Origin of the sequence: Alcanivorax sp. S6407 (assembly GCF_023016115.1) — a bacterium.
Lineage (GTDB): Bacteria > Pseudomonadota > Gammaproteobacteria > Pseudomonadales > Alcanivoracaceae > Alcanivorax.
The window spans coordinates 945396-970833 of the sequence record NZ_JALKBH010000002.1 but is presented as its reverse complement, the minus strand read 5'-3'; the positions used below and the strand labels follow the sequence as shown (position 1 = coordinate 970833).

The 25438-nt window shown below is 59.3% G+C and carries 24 protein-coding genes; 10 read left to right on the top strand and 14 right to left on the bottom strand.

The features are described 5' to 3' along the window. The first annotated feature begins 10 nt into the window (after positions 1-10). From MWU49_RS07660 to MWU49_RS07650, 3 genes are all read left to right on the top strand, one after another. Entirely contained in the window at positions 11-1432 is a 1422-nt protein-coding gene (locus MWU49_RS07660) for an FAD-dependent oxidoreductase (protein WP_246970230.1), read from the top strand. A 156-nt stretch (positions 1433-1588) separates the two neighbouring features. Beyond that, positions 1589-2653 carry a uroporphyrinogen decarboxylase gene (gene hemE, locus MWU49_RS07655; protein ID WP_246970227.1) on the top strand — a complete coding sequence of 355 codons (1065 nt, stop codon included), beginning with the start codon at positions 1589-1591 and terminating at the stop codon, positions 2651-2653. Between the two features lie 175 nt (positions 2654-2828). After that, positions 2829-3611 (top strand): pilin, encoded by a 783-nt coding sequence (locus MWU49_RS07650; protein WP_246970224.1) that lies wholly within the window; start codon positions 2829-2831, stop codon positions 3609-3611. Between the two features lie 171 nt (positions 3612-3782). On the opposite strand, the gene MWU49_RS07645 is transcribed toward MWU49_RS07650, so the two are convergent. The 9 genes from MWU49_RS07645 to MWU49_RS07605 all read right to left on the bottom strand — a co-directional run bounded on the left by MWU49_RS07645 (position 3783) and on the right by MWU49_RS07605 (position 10465). Then, complete coding sequence (locus MWU49_RS07645; RefSeq protein ID WP_246970221.1) at positions 3783-4241, bottom strand: YiiD C-terminal domain-containing protein; 459 nt, start codon at positions 4239-4241, stop codon at positions 3783-3785. 107 nt (positions 4242-4348) lie between these two features. Next, a complete protein-coding gene (locus MWU49_RS07640; RefSeq protein ID WP_246970218.1) occupies positions 4349-4690 on the bottom strand; it encodes a 4a-hydroxytetrahydrobiopterin dehydratase in 342 nt (113 codons plus the stop codon). Between the two features lie 71 nt (positions 4691-4761). Continuing rightward, positions 4762-5487 carry a hypothetical protein gene (locus MWU49_RS07635; protein ID WP_246970215.1) on the bottom strand — a complete coding sequence of 242 codons (726 nt, stop codon included), beginning with the start codon at positions 5485-5487 and terminating at the stop codon, positions 4762-4764. Positions 5488-5626: 139 nt separating this feature from the next. After that, positions 5627-6028 carry a hypothetical protein gene (locus MWU49_RS07630; RefSeq protein WP_246970211.1) on the bottom strand — a complete coding sequence of 134 codons (402 nt, stop codon included), beginning with the start codon at positions 6026-6028 and terminating at the stop codon, positions 5627-5629. Further along, positions 6025-6837: a fatty acid desaturase gene (locus MWU49_RS07625; RefSeq protein ID WP_246970208.1), complete on the bottom strand. Its 813-nt coding sequence runs from the start codon at positions 6835-6837 to the stop codon at positions 6025-6027. The genes MWU49_RS07630 and MWU49_RS07625 overlap by 4 nt, the downstream gene beginning before the upstream one ends. Positions 6838-6980: 143 nt before the next feature. After that, a complete protein-coding gene (locus tag MWU49_RS07620; RefSeq protein ID WP_246970205.1) occupies positions 6981-8219 on the bottom strand; it encodes an acyl-CoA dehydrogenase family protein in 1239 nt (412 codons plus the stop codon). Between the two features lie 191 nt (positions 8220-8410). Then, on the bottom strand, positions 8411-9085 hold the full coding sequence (locus MWU49_RS07615) for a 2-phosphosulfolactate phosphatase (protein WP_246970202.1): 675 nt from the start codon (positions 9083-9085) through the stop codon (positions 8411-8413). Positions 9086-9108: 23 nt separating this feature from the next. Further along, positions 9109-9639 (bottom strand): hypothetical protein, encoded by a 531-nt coding sequence (locus MWU49_RS07610; protein ID WP_246970200.1) that lies wholly within the window; start codon positions 9637-9639, stop codon positions 9109-9111. 100 nt (positions 9640-9739) lie between these two features. Continuing rightward, the gene (locus MWU49_RS07605; RefSeq protein ID WP_246970198.1) at positions 9740-10465 is read right to left on the bottom strand and encodes a ComF family protein; all 726 of its coding nucleotides are present in this window, start codon (positions 10463-10465) and stop codon (positions 9740-9742) included. 40 nt (positions 10466-10505) lie between these two features. On the opposite strand from MWU49_RS07605, the gene bioB reads away from it, so the two are divergent. The 7 genes from bioB to MWU49_RS07570 all read left to right on the top strand — a co-directional run bounded on the left by bioB (position 10506) and on the right by MWU49_RS07570 (position 19442). Then, complete coding sequence (gene bioB / locus MWU49_RS07600) at positions 10506-11654, top strand: biotin synthase BioB (protein ID WP_246970196.1); 1149 nt, start codon at positions 10506-10508, stop codon at positions 11652-11654. A 145-nt stretch (positions 11655-11799) separates the two neighbouring features. Further along, entirely contained in the window at positions 11800-12957 is a 1158-nt protein-coding gene (bioF, locus tag MWU49_RS07595; RefSeq protein WP_246970194.1) for an 8-amino-7-oxononanoate synthase, read from the top strand. A 121-nt stretch (positions 12958-13078) separates the two neighbouring features. Continuing rightward, entirely contained in the window at positions 13079-13891 is an 813-nt protein-coding gene (gene bioH / locus MWU49_RS07590) for a pimeloyl-ACP methyl ester esterase BioH (protein ID WP_246970192.1), read from the top strand. Then, complete coding sequence (gene bioC, locus MWU49_RS07585; RefSeq protein WP_246970190.1) at positions 13857-14678, top strand: malonyl-ACP O-methyltransferase BioC; 822 nt, start codon at positions 13857-13859, stop codon at positions 14676-14678. The genes bioH and bioC overlap by 35 nt, the downstream gene beginning before the upstream one ends. Positions 14679-14794: 116 nt before the next feature. Then, a complete protein-coding gene (gene bioD, locus MWU49_RS07580) occupies positions 14795-15439 on the top strand; it encodes a dethiobiotin synthase (RefSeq protein ID WP_246970187.1) in 645 nt (214 codons plus the stop codon). A gap of 185 nt (positions 15440-15624) precedes the next feature. Continuing rightward, a complete protein-coding gene (locus tag MWU49_RS07575) occupies positions 15625-17361 on the top strand; it encodes an alkaline phosphatase D family protein (RefSeq protein WP_246970184.1) in 1737 nt (578 codons plus the stop codon). Then, entirely contained in the window at positions 17358-19442 is a 2085-nt protein-coding gene (locus MWU49_RS07570) for a metallophosphoesterase (RefSeq protein ID WP_246970182.1), read from the top strand. The genes MWU49_RS07575 and MWU49_RS07570 overlap by 4 nt, the downstream gene beginning before the upstream one ends. 271 nt (positions 19443-19713) lie before the next feature. Here the strand turns inward: MWU49_RS07570 and MWU49_RS07565 are convergent, their stop codons facing one another. The 5 genes from MWU49_RS07565 to rsgA form a co-directional block, all read right to left on the bottom strand. Then, on the bottom strand, positions 19714-20733 hold the full coding sequence (locus MWU49_RS07565; protein WP_246970180.1) for a glycosyltransferase family 9 protein: 1020 nt from the start codon (positions 20731-20733) through the stop codon (positions 19714-19716). Positions 20734-21178: 445 nt separating this feature from the next. After that, complete coding sequence (locus MWU49_RS07560; protein ID WP_246970178.1) at positions 21179-22348, bottom strand: alpha/beta fold hydrolase; 1170 nt, start codon at positions 22346-22348, stop codon at positions 21179-21181. 113 nt (positions 22349-22461) lie between these two features. After that, positions 22462-23322 (bottom strand): archaetidylserine decarboxylase, encoded by an 861-nt coding sequence (gene asd, locus MWU49_RS07555; protein ID WP_246970176.1) that lies wholly within the window; start codon positions 23320-23322, stop codon positions 22462-22464. A 75-nt stretch (positions 23323-23397) separates the two neighbouring features. Further along, the gene (locus MWU49_RS07550) at positions 23398-24216 is read right to left on the bottom strand and encodes a rhodanese-like domain-containing protein (protein WP_246970174.1); all 819 of its coding nucleotides are present in this window, start codon (positions 24214-24216) and stop codon (positions 23398-23400) included. Positions 24217-24326: 110 nt separating this feature from the next. Beyond that, a complete protein-coding gene (rsgA, locus tag MWU49_RS07545) occupies positions 24327-25358 on the bottom strand; it encodes a small ribosomal subunit biogenesis GTPase RsgA (RefSeq protein ID WP_246970770.1) in 1032 nt (343 codons plus the stop codon). Positions 25359-25438 lie beyond the last annotated feature (80 nt).

Below are 25438 nucleotides of genomic sequence, written 5' to 3'. Positions count from 1 at the left end.
TTGGGATAACATGGCTGAACGTTTGAACAACAATTTCCAGTTTCTCGACGTGCCCCGGCACGACCCGAAGAAAAAGGACATTGAAGACCGCAAGCACAAGTACGAGGAAATCTACTACCCGTTCGAAACCCGGGAAGTGGAGCATCAGGCACACCGTTGCCTGCACTGTGGTAACCCGTACTGCGAATGGAAGTGCCCGGTCCACAACTACATCCCGAACTGGCTGAAACTGATCAGTGAAGGCAACCTGATGGAAGCGGTGGAGCTGAGTCACCAGACCAACTCCCTGCCGGAAGTCTGTGGCCGTGTCTGCCCGCAGGACCGTCTCTGTGAAGGGGCCTGTACCCTGAACGACGGTTTCGGTGCAGTGACCATTGGTGCTACCGAGAAATACATCACCGACACCGCGCTGGCCATGGGCTGGCGTCCGGACATGTCCAAGGTGGTGTGGACCGACAAGAAGGTTGCCGTGATCGGTGCCGGTCCTGCCGGTCTTGGCTGTGCCGACGTGCTGGTGCGCAACGGCGTCAAGCCGGTGGTCTTCGATCGTTACGAAGAGATTGGTGGCCTGCTGACCTTCGGTATCCCCGAGTTCAAGCTGGAAAAGCCGGTCATGGCCAAGCGCCGTGAAGTGTTTGAAGGCATGGGCGTGGAATTCCGTCTGGGCGTGGATGTGGGCACCGATGTGACCATCGACGAGCTGCTGGCCGATTACGATGCCGTGTTCATGGGCATGGGTACCTACACCTACATGAAGGGTGGTTTCCCCGGTGAAGACCTGGATGGCGTGTTTGAAGCACTGCCGTTCCTGATCTCCAATGCCAACCGCAACCTGGGCTTCGAAAAAGACGAAGCTGATTTCATCGGTATGGCCGGCAAGCGTGTAGTGGTACTGGGTGGTGGTGACACCGCCATGGACTGTAACCGTACCTCCATCCGTCAGGGTGCCGAGGCGGTGACCTGTGCCTACCGTCGTGATGAAGAAAACATGCCGGGCTCCCGCAAGGAAGTGGCCAATGCCAAGGAAGAGGGGGTGCAGTTCCTCTTCAATCGTCAGCCCATCGAAGTGGTCGGCGAGAACGGCAAGGTGGTCGGCGTCAAGGTAGTGGAAACCAAGCTGGGTGAGGCGGACAATAACGGTCGTCGTCGTCCCGAGCCGATCCCGGGCAGTGAAGAAATCCTGCCGGCGGATGCGGTGATTATCGCCTTCGGTTTCCGCCCCAGCCCGGCGGACTGGTTTGCTGACAAGAACGTGAATACTGACGATTCCGGCCGCGTCACCGCTGCCGAGAAGCAGGAATTCCCGTTCCAGACCAGCAACGAGAAAATCTTTGCCGGTGGTGACATGGTGCGTGGTTCCGACCTGGTGGTAACCGCCATTTGGGAAGGCCGTGAAGCCGCCAAGGGCATTCTGGATTACCTCGACGTTTAAGCGTTGTGCTATGACATGTCCTGACAGAAAGGCCCGCATTAGCGGGCCTTTCTGTATGCGCGGGGAGGGGGCGAACTCGCCGCCAATCAGGTAAAGTGCGTTATTCAATATTTGTCCGGTGCGTCGCTCGCACCACTGTGAGATTCGGGAAACTGCATGACCAGCTTTGCGCCACTTCAGAATGACCTTTTCCTTCGTGCCCTCAACCGCGAGAACGTTGAGCGTACGCCGATCTGGATGATGCGACAGGCGGGGCGCTACCTGCCGGAATACCGTGCCAGCCGCGAACATGCCGGCTCGTTCATGGATCTGTGCAAGAACGCTGATCTGGCCTGTGAGGTGACCCTGCAGCCTCTGGAGCGCTACCCGCTGGATGCCGCTATCCTGTTCTCCGATATCCTCACCATCCCGGATGCCATGGGGCTGGGGCTGTACTTCGAGACGGGTGAAGGGCCGAAATTCAAGAAAGTGGTGCGCACCGAGGCCGACGTGGCGGCCCTGCCTATCCCGGATGCGGAATCGGATCTGGGCTACGTGATGAAGGCCGTGAGCACCATTCGTGGGGCCCTCAATGGTCGTGTGCCATTGATTGGCTTTTCCGGTAGCCCCTGGACTCTGGCCACCTATATGGTGGAAGGCGGCTCCAGCAAGGATTTCCGTCACCTCAAGGGCATGGTCTACAGCCAGCCGGAGCTGGCCCATGCCATGCTCGACAAGCTGGCCCAGTCGGTCACTGCCTACCTGAATGCCCAGATCCGTGCCGGCGCCCAGGCCGTGCAGATCTTTGATACCTGGGGCGGGGCGCTGTCTGCCGAGGCGTACCAGCAGTTCTCCCTGAAATACATGAAGCAGATTGTCGATGGCCTGATTCGCGATCATGATGGTCGCAAGGTGCCGGTGATTCTTTTCACCAAGAATGGTGGACTGTGGCTGGAGTCCATGGCGGACACAGGTTGTGATGCGCTGGGCCTGGACTGGACCATCAACATTGGCGAAGCTCGTCGCCGTGTGGGCCACAAGGTGGCCCTGCAGGGCAATATGGATCCGGCGGTGTTGTATGCGTCACCCGATGCCATCCGTGCTGAAGTGAAACGCATCCTGGACGATTTCGGGGATCATCCGGGGCATGTGTTCAATCTGGGGCACGGCATCACGCCGCAGGTAGACCCGGAGCATGCGCGGGTCTTTATCGAGGCTGTGCACGAGTTCAGTACGAAATAACAGAAAGGCAAGCTACAAGCTTCAAGCTGCACCGCGGTTGCAGGTTTGATGTGTGTGCGACGCTGGAGTCCGCGACCAACGTGTCGGCGCGGCTCCAGAGCAATCAAACCTTACAGACCCTTGGTTCGCGTTGCAGCTTGCAGCTTGCAGCTGCTCCACGGGGGGAAGGATTCTCATGCGTTTTTTGATGGTTGGGTTGTTGCTGGGGTTGTCGCTGCCGGCGTTTTCCATGTCTCTGGCGCTGGCCAAGGTCGAACGCGCCGAGGACGGCGAAACCGAACAGCAGGTCTGTGACCGGGCATTGACCAAGATGACCGATGAGCTACACACCAGCCTGCTCAGTGTGATTTCGGCCACCGATACCTATCAGCAGCGAAAACTGGCCTATCGCGACAAGGGGCTGGAAGAATCCTTGCTGAATGATGCCTATCTGAGCCAGCTGTTTGCAGAAAAGCCCGATGTTCAGGGTAAGCGCTGGACGGGCTCTCGCTGCTCTGTGCGGGCCCGCTATGAGGCCGATATCGATGCGCTTGCCTTGCGGGTACCGATGCCGGAAGTCGTTCCGGCCTCTTCCGGTGAATCCCGCAATCCGCCGCCGCCGGGTGTGGATGAGAAGACCTGGCAACTGTTCAGTAGCAGCCGCGACCGGGCAGAGCTATCCCAGGTGTTTACCACTGTAGCGGCGCTGCGAATACAGATGGTGGAATACTACGCCATGACCGGTGCCTGGCCTGAGGACCTGTCCAGTATTGGTGTGGCGCCGGAACAGGTGGTCGGCAAGCGTATCAGGCGTGCCTACATGCTTCAGGACGGTTTGCTCAAGCTGGAACTGGCGGGGCCGCTGCAGGGGCACAGTCTTAGTACCTGGCCAACCGATGCGGGGGTGCGTGGGGTGGAATGGCAATGCACCACCACCGTGGACATGGGGCCGAACAGCTTTTGTGAGCAGGTGGAATAAGAGACGCATCACGCACCACGCAGCACGCGGGCGTTCAGGATCGCTCAAAGTCTTTAATGCGCGAAACACAAAAAAAGGCCGCGTCCGGTATCTGGGCGCGGCCTCTTTTGTTTGAGTCGCTTACATCATCCCCCGCGTTGTTGCGTGCAGCGTGATGCGTGTTGCGTCTCTTTAAGCGCCAATTTTACGCATCTGGTAGACGTTGTGGGAGATAGCAACTACCTCGCCGTTGGCGTCTTTCAGTTCCACGTCCCACTCGAAGTCACACTTGCCGTTTTCTTCGGTGGTTTGCTCGATGCGCTGGATCTCTTCTTCGCTCAGGGTCACTTCCACGGTCACGTCAGTGGTGGCCGGGCGGCGGAAGCGGATCGACATGTCCTTGACGATGGGGTAGTACTTCTTGGTGTCGAAGGAGGTCAGGTAGATGGTGCCACCGGGCAGTTCGGCGATGGTGTACAGGGCGCCGGCGTACATGATGCCCACGTGGTTGATGTTGGGCTTGAACGGCATCAGCATCTTGCAGTAACCGCGATCCACATCCAGGGTCTGCACTTCACAGCGCTCCACGAACGGGAAAGTCTTGTCGCTGGCAGATTTGATAAAGTTCTTCTGTTCTTCGGTAAGGGCCATGTCAGTTTCTCCTCAAGTTACCGGGGATGCTAACAAAGGCCTGAAGTGTGCAGTGAAGCCGTTTCGTTCACTGCACTGGCGTAAACGGTCAGTCCGCGTGTCGCCGCCTACTGGTCCAGCAGGGCGTCCGTCTTGGCGGCACAGATGAAGTCATTGCGGTGCAGGCCGCTGATCTTGTGGGTCCACCAGGTAACGGTCACCTTGCCGTATTCCGTCAGGATGGCCGGGTGGTGGCCTTCGCGTTCAGCAAGCTGACCGACCTGGTTGGTGAAGGCCAGCGCTTGCTCAAAGTTGCGAAAGCTGAAATGGCGCTGGAGTTTTTCCACGCCATCTTCCTCTACCTGGATCCACTCGGGGATCTGGGGGAACAAGGATTCCTTTTCCTGCTCGGTGACCTCGGGAGCATCTGCCCGGCAGGCTTCGCAGGGTTGGTTATTCAGGGTTGTCATGGCTGTTTCCGTTCTCGCACTGACAATGAAATACCGCTTCCATTGTCAGTGATCCTCTCTGGATTGGCAATTTATGGGGTGGCAGGCTCGCACAGGCGAACCGGGTCACCATCGGTACCGCCCGGGGCCATTTTCTTCAGTACCCGGCGCAGTTTCTCCAGATCGGTGTCATCGCGTACCTGGCCGGGGATCTCCATGCCTTCGGCCAGATTCAGCAGTACCGCCTTCATCTTCTCGGGCATCAGTACCGGCTGTCTGTGCTGCAGTACATAAATCAGGTCGCCACGCTTGAACAGCAGGAAGCCGTAGTAGTAGGTGCCGCTCTCGGCTTCCAGATCCTTCACCTGGGCGGCATCAATGTTGATACCGATGATGGCAAACAGGGCCTTTGGGTCGGCATCTTCGAGGAATTCACGGTAGGACGCTTCGGCGCTGGTAATCATGGGAGCCTTGGCCACCACTTCGCGCAGGTAGCTGTTGAGCGTCAGGTTAAGCAGGGTCAGATCAGAGGCAAAGCGCGGGGCCTCGATCATCGGGTGATTCTGGACGTTCAGGAAATCGGCCCGGAACAGCCGTCCGCTGCCATCCCAGAAGGTGGTGGAGCCGCCGTTGCGGTCGCAACGTTCGTCCAGCACCACTTCGCCGCGGAAGGTGTTGATACTCAGGTCAAGGATGTAGGCGCCAGCCGGTGAGAAGTAATAGTCGCCCTCTCGTTCACCCTGCAATCCCTGGCAGCCCGCCAGAAGTGAGAGCATGAATGTCATGAACAGTGGCGCGGCGGTCTTGGTTATTTTCATTATTGGCCCCGAATTAAAAAATGCAGCTGGCAGCCTGCAGCACGCCTGATGGCGCCTGCCAGTACGGCAAAGCCGATGCTCGCTGATCATAGCATAATCCGGAAGGGGGGCCGCCAGCCTGCAGTCTGACCGCTGTGACTTACATCAATGGCAGATTGTCCACTGTCACAAGTGTCTTGCTGTCGCCGGGACGCCTGGTCCGGTTGTAGTGCCATGTGGCCTTGCCCGGCTCGGAAAAGACCCGCAGGGATACCGAGTCCAGCGGAGTGTCGCACGCTTTGAAGTTTCCCGCCGTGGCGTTAAACGCCTCCAAAAGTTGCACCATCAACGTTTCCTGTCGTTGTGTGGCTGCGGCATGGCATTCCAGTGTGCCGCTGTTGAAGTAGTTGACGGAGGGTGAGATCAGTAGCGTTTGCTGCAGCTGGCGCTTGCTCGCATCGATGATCTCCACACACTGGTGGCTCCAGTAATAGTAGCAATCACTGGCGCGGGTGGCGGTGGAGAAAAGCAGCACCAGGCCGCCCAGGATCAGGCGGATCATGTGGAAGCTCCCTGTTGCTGGCGCCCGGGTTCCCACTGCAGAAAGACATGATCGGCGATCAGATGGTCTGGAATACGGTCACGGATACGGGCATGAAGGGCCGGAAGCTCGCTCCAGTGAATGCCCGGTACCATGTGATGTGCAGTATGGTAGCCAAGGTTCCAGGACGGCAGGTTGTAACGTTTGAGTTCCACATTGCGTGAGGCATGAAAGTGATCCTCGAAACCGGTGCCCGCGTGCTGGCCATAGGTGTTGTCCAGTAACAGGAACAGCATGGTGACCATGGGAATGATGAACAGGATAGTGGCATTGCGGGGGTCGTAGAGTAATGCCGTTACCAAAGGGATATTGGCAATAAGAAGCAGACGGAGAAAACGCTGGTAGAGCTGACGGTGTTGCTGGCCAATCCGATGAATCTCCGGGTAGATCATCAGGGTGTTAACCAGCACATAACGCCAACGGGGCATCAGTGAGCCGTCAGGCATCTGCCACGGAGAAGGATCCTTTTGCGGGTCCAGATAGAGTTTGTGGTGGCCGATATTGTGGTGCAAGGTCCAACTCAGCGGGCTGGTCCCGGTCTGCAAATACAGGATGCATTCCAGTAATCGGTTAAGTGGGCGTTTGGTGAAGATGTTGACGTGGTGGTGGTTGTGGCAGATGGCGCCGCAGGAGACCTGTATCGGCAACAGGGCCAGCATGGCAAGCCAGGTCGTCAGTCCCTCACTGAAGAAAAACAGTGTCAGCTGCAGGAGAAAAACCGCCAACACCAGGGCAACAGCGGCACGATCGGCCCTATAGCGAATCAACATCTCACCCATCCAGGCCATGCATCCGGCCATTACTACGAATAATGGGTGATTCTAAATGTATTCAAAAGTATAGGTGAGGCCTCATTGACCAACACGCCAAGCGCGTTGGTCAATGGCTCTGTTTGAGCAGCCCGGTTGGCGGATCAGGCTCTGGCGAGCAGATCCCTGGCAATGGCGATGATTTGCATCTCATCGGTGCCGGCGTAGATTTGCAGGATCTTGGCATCGCGCATCAGCTGCTCTACCCGCGACTCACGCATGTAGCCATAGCCGCCGTGGATCTGAACCGCTTCGGTGGCCACCTCCATGGCGGCCTGGGCAGCATACAGTTTCATGGCCGAGGCTTCGGCCAGGGTCATCTGTTTACCCTCGGCGGTCATCTCGATATAGCGAAATACCATGTTCTGCAGGTTGCTGCGGGCCACTTCCATCTTCGCCAGCTTGAGCTGGATCAGCTGGTTCTGGCCGATGGGGCGACCAAACTGGCTGCGGTCGTTGGCGTACTGCACAGACAGTTCCATGGCCCGTTCCACCATTCCCAGTGCCATGGCGGCCACGCCAGCGCGCTCCTGCATGAAGGTGCCCTTGGCGCCACTGCGGCCATAGCTGTCTTCGCTGCCGCCCAGCAGACGGTCGGCACCGACCTTAACGTCAGACAGGAACAGTTCGCCGGTGGGGGAGGAGCCAATGCCCATCTTCTTGAAGGGTTTGGACTGTTCCAGGCCGTCCATGCCGCTGTCCAGAATGAAGGACACGATCTTGCGTTGTTCGGCAGGAACTCCTTCCTCATCCAGCTTGCAGATCAGGATGATGGTATCGGCAAAGGGACCGTTGGTGATCCAGGTCTTGCTGCCGTTGATGATATAGCCGCCTTCGCCGTCGCGGCGGGCCACGGTCTTCATCTGGCCGAAGGCATCTGAGCCGGCATTGGGTTCGGAAATGGCCCAGGCGCCGACCTTTTCCAGAGTCAGTAGCGGCAGTGCCCAACGTTCCTTCTGCTCGATGGTGCCCTTGCTCATGATGGCGCCACCCGCGAGCCCCATGGATACGCCCATGGCGGTGACCAGCCCCTGGGCGTGACGGCAAATCTCGATGATCGGGATCATGCGCATGGCGGCCTCTTCGCCTGCCATGGCGGAGGGACCATCCTTTTTCTTTTCCTCGGCCTCGCCGGCGGCAATGGCCTTCTCCCGGGCCAATTGTTTCTCGAAGTTCTGTTTGGCCATCACATCCATGCCGAAGGTCTTGATCAGCTTGCGCAGGATGTCATAGGGGGGAACACCGTTGTATTCAATCTCGTCCAGTTGCGGCACCACTTCCTTTTCCACGAAGTCGCGCACCATTTTCTGGATCATCTGTTGTTGTTCTGACCACTGAATCATGGGGCTGTCCTGTCCATTCGAAGTTGCCCCAACAGTAACAACAAGCTTCCCGCCGCCGCATTGATCATAACGAACGGAATCATTGACGTTCGGGATCAATGGCGCGCCAGGTGCTCAACGCCTGATACCTGTCGCAGAAATGCAACACCGGAAAAGCCTGCCTGAAGCCTTGCAGGCTGCTGTGCCGGGGATCAGTGGGCGGTGATGCAGGGGAAGGGGTCGAAGCGGACCTTCATGACCAAGGCGCCGGGACCGGCGTTGCTGGCGGCGGCCTCGATATCATCCGGGCGCAGGCGCGGGTGGCTGCCGTTGAAGAACTTCTGTGCGGCGCTGGCATTGAGGGTGCGCTGGCGGGCGGTCTCGTAGGTGATGCCTTCGCCGCCCAGCAGGTGGCGGATGTATTCGGCGCAGGCTACATCCTCATCGCCGGTGGGGTGAGAGGCTACCAGTACCACGGTGGGAGGATTCAGCTCGCGCAGGTAATTGGCTGTGGCCTCAGCATTGATCAGCCCGGCAACCAGTACCTCGCGGCTATCGCGGGCGCGCAGGGTGGCCGCTACACCGTTGGTGGTGCGCAGGATCATTTCCCTGCCGTCCAGATCGGCCTGATCCATTTCCCAGGGGGAGTTGCCGAAATCGAACCCCTTGATCGGCAGTGCCTCGACTTCGCCGGCCAGCAGGGCATCGGGCAGATGTTCATCGCGCAGGGCGAAGGCCTGCTCGGCGCTGGCCACGGGCCAGATGCAACGCAGGCCCTTGCGAAAGGCGTGGTGGCAGGTGGTGAAGGCGCGAATCACGTCAATTACCACGGTAATGCCATGGATGTTATGTGGCGGGTTGTGCCCCTGGGCAATATGAATATCCATAGAAATCCTTGCGGGGCACGGCGCTAGAACAGCAGCCCGATGCCCCAGGTCGCATTGTCAAAAATCTCTTCTTCGTCGTCCAGGTACTGCTCGATGGCGATGGTAAAGGTGATGCGGTCGCCAATGGTCAGTCTGTCCTTGGGCGTGCGGGTGCCGGACAGGAAGTCCATCACCGAGCGGAAGTTGAAATCGGAACGGTAGCGCATCAGGTCGCCGTGGTTGCCGTACCCGTATTGCACCTGAATCAGGCGACTGAAACCAATGCCGAGATAGCCATTGTTGACTCGTTCGCCATCGGCTTCGGAAAAGTTGTCGCGGCTGTCTGGCCGCAGGGGGGAATCGCCGAATTTCTTGGTCGCGACACCGCCGTTGAGAGCCACGCTGCTGTAGTTGGCATCTACAAAGAAGCCGGTGTCGATATCTTCGGTGGGATCTACTCGCCCGACAGACACCACGGTGCCGCGGATGAAGTTGACGCCACTGTAACGATCTTCCGCCTGAACGCCGCTACTGAGCAGGGCCAGAGTTACCATTGTGGTTATTATTGTTTTCATGCGTATCCCTCCGTGAACAAGGCGTCATTATGCCTACAGTCAGTGGGGGTTTCACCCATCCCGGCGCGCAATGGCCCGTTTGGCGGGGCGGTCGGGGGCGTTACAGGGTTCTTGCCAGACACCATACCCGTACCGAGGCTGCGCCGGCATCCAGCAGTGCCCGGCTGGCTTCCCGGGCAGTGCTTCCGGTGGTCATCACATCGTCGACAAGCAATACATGGCGCTGGCGTACATCCGTCTGACATTGAAAGGCGCGGCGCAGATTGCGCTGCCGCTGGCTACGGGTCAGCCCCTGCTGGTGCGGGGTGGCACGGCGACGGGCCAATGCTGTCACTACCGGGAGATGCCAGTGTTGGCCGAGCAGTCGGGCCAGTCGTTCGCCTTGATCGAAGCCCCGTTGCCAGCGACGAAACCAGTGAACGGGGAGAGGGCAGAGCAGGTCACACTCAGGCCAGGGGAGCTCGGCATGCAGGAGCAATTGCTGCAGGGCTCGCTCATTGACCAGCTTGCCCTGGTACTTGAAGCCCTGGATCAGCATATCCAGCGGGAACTGGTAGGGGTACAGGGCGGTGCTGGCCACAAACCCGGGAGGGCGGCGAATGCAGCGACCACACAGCGGAGGCGAGTCTGTGTCTGTGAGCGCCGGGGCGGCACTGAAAGGCAGGCCGCAGCGGCATTGCCTGCTGTTCATTGGCTGCAATAGTGACACACAGCCATGACATACCGGGTTGGCGTTGCGAAAGCCGCAGAGCAGGCAGGGCATGAATTGATCAATTTTTAATCGTCGGTAAACTTTTGTGGCAGTCTCAAGGTTGACAGGTGCCATGGCTCTCCCTAGCCTTTTGGATTCAAACAAGGAGACAAGCATGCCCGCCACCGCCAGCACCGCCCAATCGTCACAGTCTCAAATGGTTGTACGCCATGACTGGAAACGCAGTGAGATCGAAGCCCTTTTCGCATTGCCGTTCAACGATCTGTTGTTCCAGGCAGCCAGCGTTCACCGGGCCCATTTTGATCCCAATGCGGTGCAGGTCAGCACCTTGCTGTCCATCAAGACCGGCGCCTGCCCGGAAGACTGCAAGTACTGCTCCCAGTCCGGTCACTACAACACCGAGCTGGAAAAGGAAAAGCTGCTGGAAGTGGCGCGGGTAGTGGAAGAGGCTAAGGCTGCCCGTGAAAAGGGCGCATCCCGTTTCTGCATGGGCGCGGCCTGGCGCAGCCCCCGTGACCGTGACATGCCCTTCGTGCTGGACATGATTCGTCAGGTGAAAGGTCTTGGCATGGAAACCTGCATGACCCTGGGCATGCTGGACAAGGATCAGGCCGAAGCCCTGGCCGATGCCGGTCTCGACTACTACAACCACAACCTGGATACCTCGCCGGAGTACTACGGCAAGGTGATCACCACCCGTACCTACAACGATCGACTGAGCACCCTTTCCAATGTGCGCGATGCGGGCATGAAGGTGTGTTGTGGCGGCATCGTCGGTATGGGCGAAGAGCGTGATGACCGCGTCGGTCTGCTGCAGCAGCTGGCCAACCTGCCGCATCATCCGGAGTCCGTGCCGATCAACATGCTGGTAAAAATTGAAGGCACTCCGCTGGCCGACGTGGATGACCTGGATCCGTTTGAATTCGTTCGCACTGTGGCGGTGGCGCGGATTCTGATGCCGGAGTCTTATGTGCGTCTGTCCGCAGGCCGTCAGGAAATGAATGACGAAGCCCAGGCGCTTTGCTTCATGGCCGGCGCCAACTCCATCTTCTATGGTGAGCGTCTGTTGACCACCGATAACCCGGAAGCCAATCACGATCAGCAGCTGTTCAAACGTCTCGGTATCCACCCGCTGGACCCCCGCCATGAGGCTTCGGATGAAGCCCATGAAGAAGCGATCAAGGCTCAGGTGGCCGAACAGCAGGCGGAAGAAGCTGGCCTGTTCTATAACGCCATGGACAAGCGTGCAGCCAAGCACGTGCTCGACAAGGACACAGGCCGCCCTGCTGCTACCGAGCATTGATTCTCCGTAGGGTGGAAATCGGCGTGAGCCGATCTCCACCGATGGCTGATTACCATGCCGGGTATCCATTTTCTCCAGCCATTGATTGGCGCTTACGTCGTGGCGGAGATTGGCTCACGCCAATTTCCGCCCTACGGGTTTCGCAATGACCTTTGATCTCGCTGCCGATCTTGAAAAGCGCCGCCAGCAACATCGTTTCCGCGAGCCGCTGGTGATGGACGGCCCCTGTGGCCGTCATGCACGGCTGGACGGCCGGGACTATCTGAACTTCTGCAGTAACGACTACCTGGGGCTGGCCAATGACCGGGAGGTGATTGCAGCCTTTCAGCAGGCCGCCAGTGAATGGGGTGTCGGTAGTGGTGCCTCCCATCTGGTGTGCGGTCATCAGCGCCCCCATCAGGACCTGGAAGAAGCGCTGGCGGCACACACCGGCCGCGAACGCGCCCTGCTGTTTTCCACTGGGTACATGGCCAACCTTGGTGTGATCTCGGCGCTGCTGGGCAAGTCTGATGCGGTGTATGAAGACCGCCTCAACCATGCCTCCCTGCTCGACGGTGGTTTGCTCAGTGGTGCACGCTTTCGTCGCTTTGCCCACAACGATGCTGGCGCGCTTGCCGGCCAGCTTCAGCGTAGTGAAGCCCGTCGCAAGTTAGTGGTGACCGATGGCGTATTCAGCATGGATGGAGACGAAGCACCGTTGGCGGCGCTGGCTGATGTTTGTGAGGCCAGCGATGCCTGGCTGATGGTGGATGATGCCCATGGCATTGGCGTGCTGGATGAAATGGGGCGTGGCTCCCTGTTTGCCCAGGGCGTCAACTCGCGTACCCAGATTCTGATGGGGACGCTTGGCAAGGGCCTGGGTACCGGTGGTGCCTTTGTGGCCGGAAGTCATGAGCTGATCGAGACCCTGATACAATTCGCCCGCACTTTTATCTACACCACCGCCATGCCGGCGGCCGTTGCGGCAGCGACACTGGTCAGTCTGGAGAAATCCCGTCAGGAGAATTGGCGCAGGCAAAAGCTGGCGGCATTGATTACGCGTTTCCGTGCCGGTGTCGGTGAATTGGGTTACACGCTGATGGCCTCGCAAACGCCGATCCAGCCGATCCTGATCGGCAGTGATTCGGATGCGATGGCACTGAGTGCAGCCCTCAGGGAAAAGGGTTTTCTGATCACCGCGATTCGGCCTCCCACGGTGCCTGAAGGCGAGGCTCGCTTGCGGGTCACGTTGTCTGCGGCCCATGAACTGGCGGATGTGGATGCGTTGCTGACGGCGCTGGAAAGTGCAAAAAAAGATTGTTAACCACAGAGGTCACAGAGAACACAGAGCGTAACAAGCTTGTTGGCAGCCCTCGCTGGCAAGAAAACGTGGCATGTTTTTCTCTGTGTGCTCAGTGATCTCTGTGGTGAAAAAAGGAAATTCAATGCCCAAGCTGATTCCCTATCACAACACCTACAAGGCCACTGGCGTAGATGATGCCGATGCGCAGGACATTGTCCTGATTCATGGCTGGGGACTGCATGCCATTGTCTTTGATGACATCGTGCCTGCCTTGCTGGAGCGATTCCGGGTGACGGTGGTGGATCTTCCCGGTATGGGCCAGAGCCCGCTTCCCGGCGCGGATTACACGCTGGAGTTTCTTGCCGATCAGGTGTTGGCAATCATGCCGGGGAGAGCCCATGTTCTGGGCTGGTCACTGGGGGGGCTGGTGGCGCTGGCCATGGCGGGCAAGGCGCCCGAGCGGGTGCTGTCGGTGGTGACAGTGGCGGCTTCGCCTCGTTTCACCTCCACAGAGAATTGGGATGCGGCCATGAAGCCGGAAATCCTGGCGAAATTTGCCGAAATGTTCGATGAGGATCAGGAGGGCACGCTGGTACGTTTCCTTGCCCTGAACTGCAAGGGTAGTGCCGCCATGCGTGCAGATACTGCGCGGCTCAAGGAAATCCTGTATTTCTGCGGACTGCCTGCGCCCAGGGCATTGCGGGGCGGGCTGGATCTTCTTCGTGATGCGGACCTGCGTTCGCTGCTGCCGACGTTGCCCATGCCGGTGCTGATGGTGTTCGGCGAGAATGATCATATTGTCCCGGCAGCGGCCATGGCGGCCAGTGAACCATTGATCAACCAGGGGCGCACTGCCCTGATCGAGCAGGTGGCCCACGTCCCTTTCCTGTCGGCACCGGATACCTTTACCCAGGCCGTTTATGACTTCTATCGCGAACACCAACTGGTTCACTGAGATGGCAGCGACGCCTGACAAACATGCGGTCAGTGATCATTTCAGTCGTGCGGCGCGCAGTTACGACGAGCACGCAATCTTGCAGCTGGCGGTGGGCCGTTCGCTGGTGCAGCGTTTGCCGGCGGCCTTGCCCGTGGCGGCAGCGCTGGACCTGGGCTGTGCCACCGCCCCCTTTGCGCGGGCCCAGCAGCAGGCACTGCCGGAGATAAATTGGCAAGCGGTTGATCTGTCTCCCGCCATGCTGTCAGAAGCGTCCGTGCGCGGTCGCCTGAATGCGCGCTATCAACCCCTGTGTGCCGATGCAGAACAGCTGCCGCTGGCGGAAGCCAGTCAGGGGCTGGTGTTCAGCTGCTTCGCCCTGCAATGGTGTAATCCGCAGGCCGTACTGGAAGAAATTGCCCGGGTTCTGGTACCTGGCGGCAGGTTGCTGCTGGCGGTACCCCTGCGCGGTTCGTTGCAGGAATTGCAGCAGAGCTGGCAGGCGGTAAACCGGCGGCCTCACGTAAATGCCCTGCCGGATTTCGATGACTGGCAACAGGCAGCGTTGCAGGCGGGTTTCGTTGATGCCCAGCTGCAGCAACAGGTGATGGTGGAGTACTACGATTCCGTCAGGTCCATCGCCCGTCGTCTGAAAGCCACCGGCGCCGATCACGTCAGCGGCGCTTCCGGCCTGACCGGCAAGCACGCCTGGCAGGCCATGGTGGCAGAATACGAAACCCGACGCACAGAACAGGGCTTGCCGCTAACGTGGAATGTGCTTTTTCTTGAAGCGGAAAAAACACAGTAACGAGTTACGAGGAGCGAGTTGCGAAAGGCAAAAGCGGTTTTGCTTTTCGCAACTCGTCACTCGAAACTCGCTTGGCAAAAGCGCCGTTTGAACCTCACAACAATGATGATCCGGACATGACAGAACAGAAACCACCCCTTCCCGCCCTGAAAGGCATCTTCTTCGTCACCGGTACCGACACCGAAGTCGGCAAGACCTGGGTCAGCTGTCGCTTGCTGGAGCGTGCCCGGGAGGCGGGGTTGAGTTGCTATGGACTCAAGCCGGTGGCGGCGGGGTGTGAGGAAACAGCAGAGGGTTGGCGCAATGATGATGCTCTGCAGCTGATGGCGGCCAGTTCGGTGAAGCTGCCCTATGACACCGTGAATCCGGTAGCGTTCAAGGCACCGGTTGCGCCGCACATTGCTGCCCAGCAGGAGGGCAAGGTGATCACCCTTGCGCGGCTGGTTGGCTATGTACGTGGTGCTCTCAGTGCCCACCCCGCCGACCTGGTCCTGATTGAAGGGGCTGGTGGTTGGCGGGTGCCGCTGAATGATCGCGAAATGCTTTCTGCGCTGGCCAAAGAGCTGGAGCTGCCGGTGATTCAGGTGGTGGGTATGAAGTTGGGCTGTATCAGCCATGCCCTGCTCACAGCCGATGCGATTCAGAAAGATGGCCTGCGCTATGCCGGAACGATGGCAAATTGTTTTGGCGAAATGGAAGTGCAGGAAGAAAACCTGCTTACCCTGCGCCAGCATCTACCCGGGGCCTTCGCCATCCTCTGATTTCGGCTCGCCATGACCGGGATAATGCCATTGAAATTCATGCCACTGTCACCTTTAACTGGGCGGTTACAGGCGGCTACATAGCACTACAGTCCCACTACTCAAGCGCCACTGTCCGGGTGCAATTTCCTGCCTAACCTTGATAAGCCATGCAACATCGTGGCTTTCATTGTTTAGGGGGATGTATGGACAAGAAACGACGGGGCGTCATTCAGGCTCTGGGCGCCGGCGGCACTTTGGCGCTGGCGGGTTGTGGCGGCGGTAGCAGTTCTGTTGCGGTGCAGCCGAACCCGCCTGCGCAACCCACGCCGAATCTGCCGGAGGAGCAGCCGGAGACGGCCGCACCCAAGGTCAGTTTTGATCATGGTGTCGCGTCAGGGGATCCACTTTCCGACCGGGTCATTCTGTGGACCCGTGTCACCCCCGAGGAGGAAGGGGATATCCCGGTGTTGCTGACGGTGGCGACGGATCAGGCCATGTTGCAGCCGGTGGCGGTGTATTCAGCCCGGGCTTCTGCCGAGCGCGACTATTGCGTCAAGGTAGATGCCGATGGCTTGCAAGCCGATCGCTGGTATTACTATCAGTTCTCTGTCGGCAGCCAGCGCTCCCCGGTGGGACGTACTCGCACCTTTCCTGAGTCATCAGATTTTATCGACCGCGCCCGTTTTGCCGTAGTGTCCTGCGCCAACTACCCCTATGGCTTTTTCTCGGTATATCGCGCCGTTGCAGAACGGGGGGATCTGGACTTCGTGCTGCACCTGGGGGATTACCTTTATGAATACGGCCCGGGTGAATATGGCGATTTCCCCGAGCGTGATCCGCTGCCGCCCCAGGAAATGGTATCGCTGTCTGATTACCGTGCCCGTCATGCCCAATACAAGACCGACGAAGATCTGCAGGCGGTACACCAGCAGTTTCCAATGATCGCGGTCTGGGACGATCACGAATCCACAGACAACAGCTATCGCGATGGAGCGGCAAATCACCAGCCGCTGACTGAAGGCGATTGGGAAACCCGCAAGGCGGTTTCCCAGCAAGCCTATTTTGAATGGCTGCCAATTCGTCCGCGCGAGCCCGGTAATTTCAGTGTGATCTATCGGCAGTTCCAGTTTGGAGACCTGATTGATCTCACCATGCTGGATACCCGCATTGAAGGGCGTGATGAGCAACTCAGCGTGCCGCTGGATCCCGCTCGTAACAGTGAAGACCGTCATCTCATCAGCGGTGAGCAGATGGATTTCCTGCTCGACTCTCTCAGTCAGTCCACTGCCCAGTGGCGTTTCATCGGCCAGCAGATCATGTTCGGCCAGCTCAACATTGCCGAGCTGCCCGCCCTCACCGAAGACCAGGCACAGCTGCGCAGCAACCTGTCTGCCATCAACATGGATCAATGGGATGGTTATGCGGCCGACCGGCTGAAAATTCTCAACCACATTGACGATAACAACATCGACAATGTGGTGGTGCTGACCGGGGATATTCATACCTCCTGGGCCAGTGAGATTTATCGTAATCCGGCCACCTTGCTGGGTGATCTTTTCGACAAGCCACTGGCGGCGGAGTTTGTCACCCCTGCCGTCACCAGTCCGGGGTTCCCTGATGGCGCTGCTGAACTGGCCGGTATCCTGATCCCGGTGGCGAATCCGCATATCCGTTATGTGGAGGCCAAGTCCCGTGGCTTCATACTTGTGGACGTAACCCGCGAGCGTTCCCAGGCAGAGTTCTATTACGCGCAAAGCATCGAGTCGTTTGATCTGCGCGGTCAGATCGACACCAGCAAGACCAAGGTGGTGGCAGTGAACAGCGGCGACAGCCGCATTATCGAAGACGGCCCCATTTCGCGCCCGCGCACCATGAGAACCGCCTTGAATCATCCACCCCTTCCCCTGAATGCCATCGCCGGTAAAGAGGTATTGTCATGATGTCCCCCTGGAAAATTCTGCCGCTGGTGGCGGCAATCACCCTGGTTGCCTGCGGCGGCGATAGTGGCAGTTCGTCCGTTGTCGCTACCCCTTCCGGAAATAACGCGACCCCGAATCAGCCTGATGTGGGCGACGAAGGCGATGGTGACAGCAGCGCCGGTAACCCGCCGGCGGCGCTACGCTTTATTGTTATCGGCGATTCCGGCACCGGCTCTCCTGGCCAGTATGCGGTGGGTGAGGCTATCGCTGAGGTATGCCAGAACAAGGATGAGTTCTTCGACGACATGGCTTTCCCTGGCTGTGATCTGGTGGTGGGGCTGGGTGACAACATTTACGAGTCCGGTGTGACCAGCGTGGATGATCCCCAGTTCGAGGAGAAGTTCGAAAAGCCGTTTGAACCCGTGCAGTTGCCGTTCTACATGGTGCTGGGGAACCACGACAACACCGCCTATGTAGGTGGTGACGGTGCCGGTAACGCCCGTGGTGAATTCCAGGTCGACTACACCTTCTTTGACGGCAAGCTTTCCGAGCGCTGGAAAATGCCGGATCGCTATTACCAGCACAGTGCGGGCACCACGACTACCAATCCTCGCCCCCTGGTAGATTTCTTCGCGCTGGATTCCAACCCCATTGCCGGCGGCTTTGCTGATCCGGATCTCGCCTACGCCTATCACACCTACGGGATTGATCAGCGCAACTGGGCGGTGAACGCCCTGGGCAGTTCCAATGCGGTGTTCAAGATTGCCATGTCGCACCATCCTTACCTGTCCAATGGTTCCCATGGCAATGCCGGTAACTATGACGGTGTCCCCAGTGAACTGCTGCCGGTGCTGGCGGGAGAACGCTGGAAAGCGTTCATGGAAGAAGCGGTGTGTGACCAGGCGGACTTCCTGTTTGCCGGCCATGACCACGACCTGCAGGTACTGAACGCCGTACCGTCCTGTGGCCGCACCGAGTTTGTGGTCAGTGGGGCTGCAGGCAAGACCCGCTCCCTGGGGGATACCGAGCGCAATGCGGTCCGCTATCAGCAAGGGGATAGTTACGGTTTCTTCTGGATGAAAGCCACCGAAGCCAATCCGCAAACCATGGCTCCCGCCACCCTGTGTGTGGAAGCCTATACGGTGGATCCGGACGTGGAAGGGCTGGGAGTCATCGCGGCAGGCGAATTGCAGCCGGCGTTCACCCACTGCTTTGAAAAGCAGATGATGCGAATGGCTGCCCCCGGCAATGATTTCTCCGGGCAGAACCTGGGCGGCTATGCCTTGCCGCTGCCTTTGCCGGAAGGTTTCGATGCCAATTTCAACGGCCCGTTGAAGGAACTGCGTGAAACCCTGGTGTCCGGTTTTACCGAAGCAGGCTCCGGTCTGCCGGCAGAGCAACGTCAGGTGTTTGACCAGATGCTGGCGGGCAGTGACATTCTTTTCAACGCCCTGGATGCGGCCACCGCGGCCATTCTGTCCGGCGACAGCAGTGAAATGAGCCAGTCCGTGGAGGCTGTGCTGGCGGCAGCCGAGCAGCTCCAGGCTATCGACACCAGTACATTGCCGGAACCCTTCAATCAGCTGGGTGAAGCGTTTGATGCCTTTGCCGGTGGTTTTGGCAATGGCGGCATTGAGCCCGGTGAAGGGGATACCACTGCAGATATCGCCTTCATCGCCGCGCCTCTGGTAGAACTGGCGCGCAATCTGGACAACATCGTCGATGGTATCGAAGAGCAAGTGCCGCCGGAGGTGCCGGTGTTTGCGGGGCTGACAACGGTGCTGTCCACGGTGACCCTGGGGCTGGCCAACACCCTCGAGCAACTGGTGCTGCTGGATACCTCAGCCACTGGTGAGCAGTTGATCGGTACGGTGCAGGCAACGCTGGAGCAGCTGGTGGAGGATGTGCTCTGGTTGAACCAGATACCTGGCGCCGAAGAGTATGCGACCTTGCCAGGGGATGGTCTCTCGACCCTGCTGCTGCTGGTTGTCCGTGAAGTGACTGAGCAGCTGGACGAGAGTCTGCTCAATCCGCTGGATCCTCTTCTGGATCTGCTTTCACCAATCACTGGTTTGCTGGTGGGGCTACTGGATCTGTTCTGATCTCCCGCAGCAACTGATTCAACAGCCAGGCCGCAAGCACCAGCTTGCGGCCGCTCTGCGGCTGCTGTATGCAAGCGATCCGGGCCTAGGCGAGTTAATAAGTTACGAGTGACGAGTACCGAGTTTCGAAAGGCAAAATTCAAATCACATTCCCGGCAGGCATCTTTTGGTTTTCGCTACTCGGTACTCGAAACTCGCTTCTGGAATCCTTACCTCGCCAAGGCTTGGATCGCCTGCAGGCAGGCTCCTACGGAAAGAGGCAGGTCGGTCACTAATACAGTGCTCTGTGGATCGGTAATGGGGTGGCCTCTGGCAGCACTCCCAATCGGCCCAGTTGCTCCAGCACCTGATCCACGGTGATGCTCTGCAGGCAGGGGTAGCTGTCCAGCGCACAGCTATTTCGCGCACAGTCGGAACGGCAGGGCTGACGGCGCAGTGTCACAGCCTTTTCAGATAACGGCGCCCATTGCATATCATCGGTGGGGCCGAACAGGGCCACGGTGGGCAGGCCGCAGGCGGCGGCCAGATGCATGGGGCCGCTGTCGTTCCCCGCATAGCCCTGGCTGTCCTGCATCAGCGCCACCAGACCGGCAAGGCTGAGCTGGTCGCAAAGGTCGTACACCGGGGCGTTGAGGAAACCCTGCAGCCGTTCTATCTGACTGCGATCTTTCTGGCCGGCTCCTACCAGAACCGGCACGCAACCTGCCCGTCGCAATCGCTGGCACAGGGTGGCGAACTGTTCCGGGTGCCACATCTTGTAGGTCCTGGTGGCTCCGGCGTGAATCAGTACCCGTGGCCCTGCGGGGAGGTGGCCTGCAACCGCCAGCAGCTCTTCCCGGCCGGCCTGGTCTGTCGTTAGCGGCAGGTAACGGGAGGGGCGTGGCGCTGCCGGTTGGCTGAGGCTTGCATAGCCGAGCCAGCGGTGTCCTGAATGGTCCGGCTTGCGGATGTCGTTATAAAACCAGCTCCCGTGATGACGCGGTGGCCCGATACGTTGTCTCGCGCCACTGAGTCGTGACAGGGTCGCGGATTTCTGCTCCCCTTCGATATCTATTGTCACATCAGCAGCAAAGCGCCTCAGAGAACGCACGAATCCCAGATAACTGAAAGCCCGACGCAGGGCTGGCCTTGAAGAGGCAAGGGCCTGATCCGGATAAAACAGCAATCGTTGTTCGCCAGGAAGGCTCTGCTCTACCAGATCCCTAAAGCGGTCGCTGGTGACCAGCAAGGCCTGTTGATGAGCATCAAGCATGGCCTTGAGGTGTGGCAGGGCGATCAGCAAATTGCCCATATGACTGCAGGGAAAAAGAATCAGATGCCGGGACATGGAGGTCAGGGGCTGTTATCCATAACATGAATACTCAGCCTAGGAAGGGCGTGTGACGGCAGGATGACAGCAAGATACGCACCACGCACCACGCACCACGCATCATGCATCAAGCTACGAGCTACGAGCTACGAGCTACGAGCTACAAGCTACAAGCTACAAGCTAGCGCTTGAATTGGAAAAACCGGGAAAGTTCCCGGTTTTTTCAGCCTTTCTACGAAGCCGCTGTAGGAGCTTGCCTGCAAGCGATCCGAGCCTAAGCGAGGTAAGGATTCCAGAAACGCATTTCGAAATCCTTGGATAACCATCGAGCGATACCACAAGAAAAGCCGCGCCGAGGCTAGGGCGCGGCTTCGATGTTGGGGCTGCTGCAGGCAGTGATCCGCGTTGTTGCGTGATGCGCGTTGCGTCAGGCGTCTCTTTCAATCAACCAGTCGGCAATCTTTCCCCAGCTCTGTTTCTGTGCCGTGGTGCTGCCGAGAATGCCCATGTGACCGCCATCGATGGTGATGAAGGTCTTGTCCTTGCTGCGAATTAGCGGCTCCATGGCCTGGCTGCAATCGGCGGTGACGATGGGGTCGCCGGCGCCGGTGACGTTGAGCACATTGGCGGTGACCTTGCTCAGATGGCCGTCGCTGCCCTCCATGGGTAGGTTGCCTCTGGCGACCACGTTGTCGGTCCACAGGTAGCGCACGATGTCCTGAATCACGCCTCCGGGATAGGCCACCATGTCATCCAGAAAGGCCCCGTTGGTGGCGTGGGCCGCCACGAATTCGCGGTCATGCAGGTTCTTTACCAGATTCAGGTAACCCTGCAGGCTGCCCACCGGGTTGGTGAGCTTGAATGCCAGGCTGTTCATCCAACCGGGGGAGCGCAGCAACCTGGCAGGGACATCATGGATGCGCAGGCCGGTATTGCTGCGTACCCATTTGGCACGACGGCTGAGGCGCTGGTACTGGACGCCGAGAGCGCCGTTGCGATGATAGTCACAGGGGGCGCCAACCAACACCAGATTGCGGATATCGGGATCATTGCCAAGCGCGGCATAGCAGAGGCTGAACAGTCCGCCGAAACTCCAGCCATGCAGGCTAAGCTGCTGCTGCCCGCTGTGTTGGCGGACCTGCACCAGCAGCTTGGGCAGATAGTCGGCAAAGTAACTGCTCAGGCTCAGGTGGTTGTGGTACTTGCCTGGCCGTCCCCAGTCCACCATGTACAGCTCGAACCCCCGGGCGCGCAGGTAGCGCACCAGGCTGCGCTGCGGGAACAGATCGTAGATCAGCATGTTCACCGCCAGCGGCGGTACCACCACCAGCGGGGTGCGCTGGGCGCTCTGGCTTACCGGCATGATGCTGCCGTCGCTCAGCGGGACGGCTTTTTCCGGCAGGGGCGGGTAGTAGCGCAGTTTGACCAGCCCATCGTCGAACAGGGTGTCGAACGGGGTCTTTCCGGCCTGGCTCAGTTGCTCAGACGCAAACAGCCGGGCGCGGCCATTCTGCAGGCGGTGGCGCCAGGGGCGGGTCTTCTGTTGCAGGGATTCACTGAGCATGGTGATACCGGCGTTATCTGTTGGGCCGGTCATTGTAAGCAAGATGGAAGGCTGTGCACTCGCCGTAAGGACAGGGATTGGCGGCGTGGGGGATACCCCGCCGCGGGGCGGTCATTGCCCTGTGGCGGGGAATCTGTCTGGTGAGCCTAGTGGAAGCTGCCCAGCTTGCCGCGCACGCGAGTGACGCTGCCGGCCTTGAGTTCACTCTCGAAGCTGGCCTTGCCTTCCGGGAACAGCAGTACCACGGTGGAGCCGAGCAGGAAGCGGCCCAGTTCATCGCCCTTCTGCAGGGTGATGGGCTGGGTACGCTGGTAGTCGGTGCTCTGCACTTCACGGGGCAGGGGGCAAACCTGGCCAGAGAAGACAGTTTCGATGCCGGCCACGATCATGGCACCCACCAGAATGACCGCCATGGGGCCATTGTCGGTGTCGAAGATGCATACCAAACGCTCGTTGCGGGCAAACAGGTTGGGCACACCGTTGGCGGTTGCTTCGTTGACCGAAAACAGGTCGCCGGGCACGTAACGGGTTTCGCGCAGGGTGCCGGTGAACGGCATGTGCACACGGTGATAATCCCGCGGAGAGAGATAAATGGTGGCGAACTGGCCGTTGGTAAATTCGCTGGCCAGGGCACTGTCACCACCCACCAGGTCATAAAGCGAGTAGTCATGCCCCTTGGCCTGGAAGACCTGATTGGCACGGATGGCACCCAGTTGGCTGACGGCACCGTCCGCCGGGCTGGCGATGTCGTTCACTGCATCCGCTTCCAGCGGGCGGGCATCCGCCTTCAGGGCGCGGGTAAAGAAGGCGTTGAAGGTGGGAAACTGATCCGGATCCTGGATCTCGGCTTCGGACAGATCAATGCCGAATCGCTTCATGAACTGGTTGATGAAGGTGGTCTTGATCCATGGCACTTCGCTACGCGCCAGCATGCCCACCAGGCGGGACAATCCGTGCTGGGGCACCAGATACTGCAGAATCACAAAAAGCTTGTCGCGCAGGTTCAAGGGTGAAGCCTCATTCTATGTGTGGTTTTGATGTTGTCGTCAGACCTCCGACCTCGGACGTCCGACATATCAATTTCAGCTGTCCGGTTTTTCCACCGGGGTGTCCGGATGGTTACCCCATTCCGCCCAGGAGCCGGCATAACCGCGCAGGCGCGGGTAGCCGAGAATCTTGCCCACCAGCCAGGAAAAACTGGAGCGGTGGTGAGTCTGGCAGTGGCAGATCACTTCCTTGTCCGGCGTGATGCCGCGGTCTTCCAGTTCGGCACGGATTTCATCCAGCGGACGCAGGCGCAGGTTGTTGCTGCGGTCCATGGCATCGGTCCACTCATAGTGAATGGCGCCGGGAATATGGCCGGCTTTCTGGGCGAAGGCGCGTACACCGGCGTATTCCTCTTCGGAGCGGGAGTCCCACAGGGCCAGAGCCGGGTTGTCGAAGTTCTTGAGCAGGTAGTCCAGATCCACCTCGGTGAGAGGATCATGTTCGCCCACTTCGTAATCACTGGGCTCGGGTTCCGGGGACTCGCTGCTGGTGGGGTGGCCCTCGGCCAGCCAGGCATGGATACCACCGTTCAGATAGCTGTATTTCTTGTGGCCAATGGCATCCAGGGTCCACAGCAACCGCCCGGCCCAACCGCCGCCTTCATCATCGTAGGCCACCACATGGGTATCCGGCGTCAGCCCCAGGCTGGAGAACAGATCCCCCAGCACGTCGTCACTGGGGATCATCCCCGGCGCCGGTTGCGCGCCACTCTGCAACCGTTTGAAATCCAGATGAATCGCCCCGGGCACATGGGCCTGCACATAGATGGTGGGCTTGCTCAGATCAATGATCAGCAGCTTGTCGTCATCAAGGTGCCTGGCGAGTTCGGCGGGTTCTAGCAGTAGAGGGAGCATAAAGGCAGTTAACAGTTAACAGTGAATAGTGAACAGCGAAAACAGTGCGTCGCCATCAGGGTTGGGGGACATTGTCCCTTATTCGCTGTTCACTGTTAACTGTTCACTTTTCACTGGTATCTCTCCCGCCCCTCCTCATCCAGCGTATCGGCGATCTGGTAGAAGTTTTCCAGCCGCTCTTCGCTGATGGCGCCGCTGTCGGCGGCGTCCAGGAAGGCGCAGCCGGGTTCGTTGCGGTGGGAGCAGTTGCGGAATTTGCAGTGGCCGGCCAGTTCCGAGAGCTCCCGGTAGCCGTGTAGCAGTTCGTCTTCGCTGATATGCCAGAGGCCGAACTCGCGGATACCGGGTGAGTCGATCAGTTCGCCGCCGGTGGGCAGGTGGAACAGGCGGGCGGTGACGGTGGTGTGCTGGCCCAGGCCGGAATTGGCCGACAGGTCGCCCACATCCAGCTCGGCTTCCGGCAGAACCGCATTGACCAGAGAGGACTTGCCCACCCCGGACTGCCCTACGAATACACTGATCTTGCCCTTCAGGGCGTCGTGCAGTGGCGCCAGGCCCTGCGGGTCATGGGCGCTGAGTTCCATCACCGGGTAACCCAGCTGCTGGTACATGGCTTTCAGGTCGTCGATAAAGGGACGCAGTTCCTCGTCGATCAGGTCGGCCTTGTTGAGTACCAGTGTGGCCGGAATGTCGGAGAGTTCAGCGGCCACCAGATAGCGATCCAGCAAGGTGCTGGATGGCGTAGGGAGAGGCGCAAATACCACCAGCATCTGCTCCACATTGGCGGCCACCGGTTTCAGGTTGCCGTAGGGATCCGGGCGCTTGAGTACCGTTTCGCGGGGCTCGATGGCGACCACGACGCCGAGGCCTTCGCTCTTGGGCGGCTGCCAGATCACCCGGTCGCCCACCACCAGTTGTTCCAGGGTGGCGCGGAAGTGGCAGCGCCGGCTTTCGCCGTCGGGGCTCTCCACCTGCACCTGCTGGCCAAAGTGGGCGGTGATGATGCCCATCTGCTCGTCGCCCAGATCGTCCGCCACCAGCTCTTCCAGCTGCTCGTTGCGTTTCTGGGCGCGTTCGCGCTTTTCTGCCTGAATCTTTTCGATGCGCCAGCGCTGGCGGCGGTTGAGTTTACGTTTGGCCACGGTGTCAGGGGTATCATTCCGGTATTGGGTTGCGGCCATGCTACCATGCGGTCACAGCCACCGCGTAGCCAAGAGACAAG

Bases quoted from the DNA above. Each gene is read 5' to 3' on its own strand.
- MWU49_RS07560 (WP_246970178.1), bottom strand. From the start codon at position 22,348: ATGACCGGCCCAACAGATAACGCCGGTATCACCATGCTCAGTGAATCC.
- MWU49_RS07605 (WP_246970198.1), bottom strand. From the start codon at position 10,465: ATGGCACCTGTCAACCTTGAGACTGCCACAAAAGTTTACCGACGATTA.
- MWU49_RS07635 (WP_246970215.1), bottom strand. From the start codon at position 5,487: ATGAAAATAACCAAGACCGCCGCGCCACTGTTCATGACATTCATGCTC.
- MWU49_RS07630 (WP_246970211.1), bottom strand. From the start codon at position 6,028: ATGATCCGCCTGATCCTGGGCGGCCTGGTGCTGCTTTTCTCCACCGCC.
- MWU49_RS07650 (WP_246970224.1), top strand. From the start codon at position 2,829: ATGCGTTTTTTGATGGTTGGGTTGTTGCTGGGGTTGTCGCTGCCGGCG.
- MWU49_RS07625 (WP_246970208.1), bottom strand. From the start codon at position 6,837: ATGTTGATTCGCTATAGGGCCGATCGTGCCGCTGTTGCCCTGGTGTTG.
- MWU49_RS07615 (WP_246970202.1), bottom strand. From the start codon at position 9,085: ATGGATATTCATATTGCCCAGGGGCACAACCCGCCACATAACATCCAT.
- hemE (WP_246970227.1), top strand. From the start codon at position 1,589: ATGACCAGCTTTGCGCCACTTCAGAATGACCTTTTCCTTCGTGCCCTC.
- MWU49_RS07620 (WP_246970205.1), bottom strand. From the start codon at position 8,219: ATGATTCAGTGGTCAGAACAACAACAGATGATCCAGAAAATGGTGCGC.
- MWU49_RS07640 (WP_246970218.1), bottom strand. From the start codon at position 4,690: ATGACAACCCTGAATAACCAACCCTGCGAAGCCTGCCGGGCAGATGCT.
- MWU49_RS07610 (WP_246970200.1), bottom strand. From the start codon at position 9,639: ATGAAAACAATAATAACCACAATGGTAACTCTGGCCCTGCTCAGTAGC.
- MWU49_RS07575 (WP_246970184.1), top strand. From the start codon at position 15,625: ATGGACAAGAAACGACGGGGCGTCATTCAGGCTCTGGGCGCCGGCGGC.
- MWU49_RS07550 (WP_246970174.1), bottom strand. From the start codon at position 24,216: ATGCTCCCTCTACTGCTAGAACCCGCCGAACTCGCCAGGCACCTTGAT.
- MWU49_RS07645 (WP_246970221.1), bottom strand. From the start codon at position 4,241: ATGGCCCTTACCGAAGAACAGAAGAACTTTATCAAATCTGCCAGCGAC.
- bioD (WP_246970187.1), top strand. From the start codon at position 14,795: ATGACAGAACAGAAACCACCCCTTCCCGCCCTGAAAGGCATCTTCTTC.
- bioC (WP_246970190.1), top strand. From the start codon at position 13,857: ATGACTTCTATCGCGAACACCAACTGGTTCACTGAGATGGCAGCGACG.
- MWU49_RS07660 (WP_246970230.1), top strand. From the start codon at position 11: ATGGCTGAACGTTTGAACAACAATTTCCAGTTTCTCGACGTGCCCCGG.
- bioB (WP_246970196.1), top strand. From the start codon at position 10,506: ATGCCCGCCACCGCCAGCACCGCCCAATCGTCACAGTCTCAAATGGTT.
- bioH (WP_246970192.1), top strand. From the start codon at position 13,079: ATGCCCAAGCTGATTCCCTATCACAACACCTACAAGGCCACTGGCGTA.
- MWU49_RS07565 (WP_246970180.1), bottom strand. From the start codon at position 20,733: ATGGGCAATTTGCTGATCGCCCTGCCACACCTCAAGGCCATGCTTGAT.
- MWU49_RS07570 (WP_246970182.1), top strand. From the start codon at position 17,358: ATGATGTCCCCCTGGAAAATTCTGCCGCTGGTGGCGGCAATCACCCTG.
- bioF (WP_246970194.1), top strand. From the start codon at position 11,800: ATGACCTTTGATCTCGCTGCCGATCTTGAAAAGCGCCGCCAGCAACAT.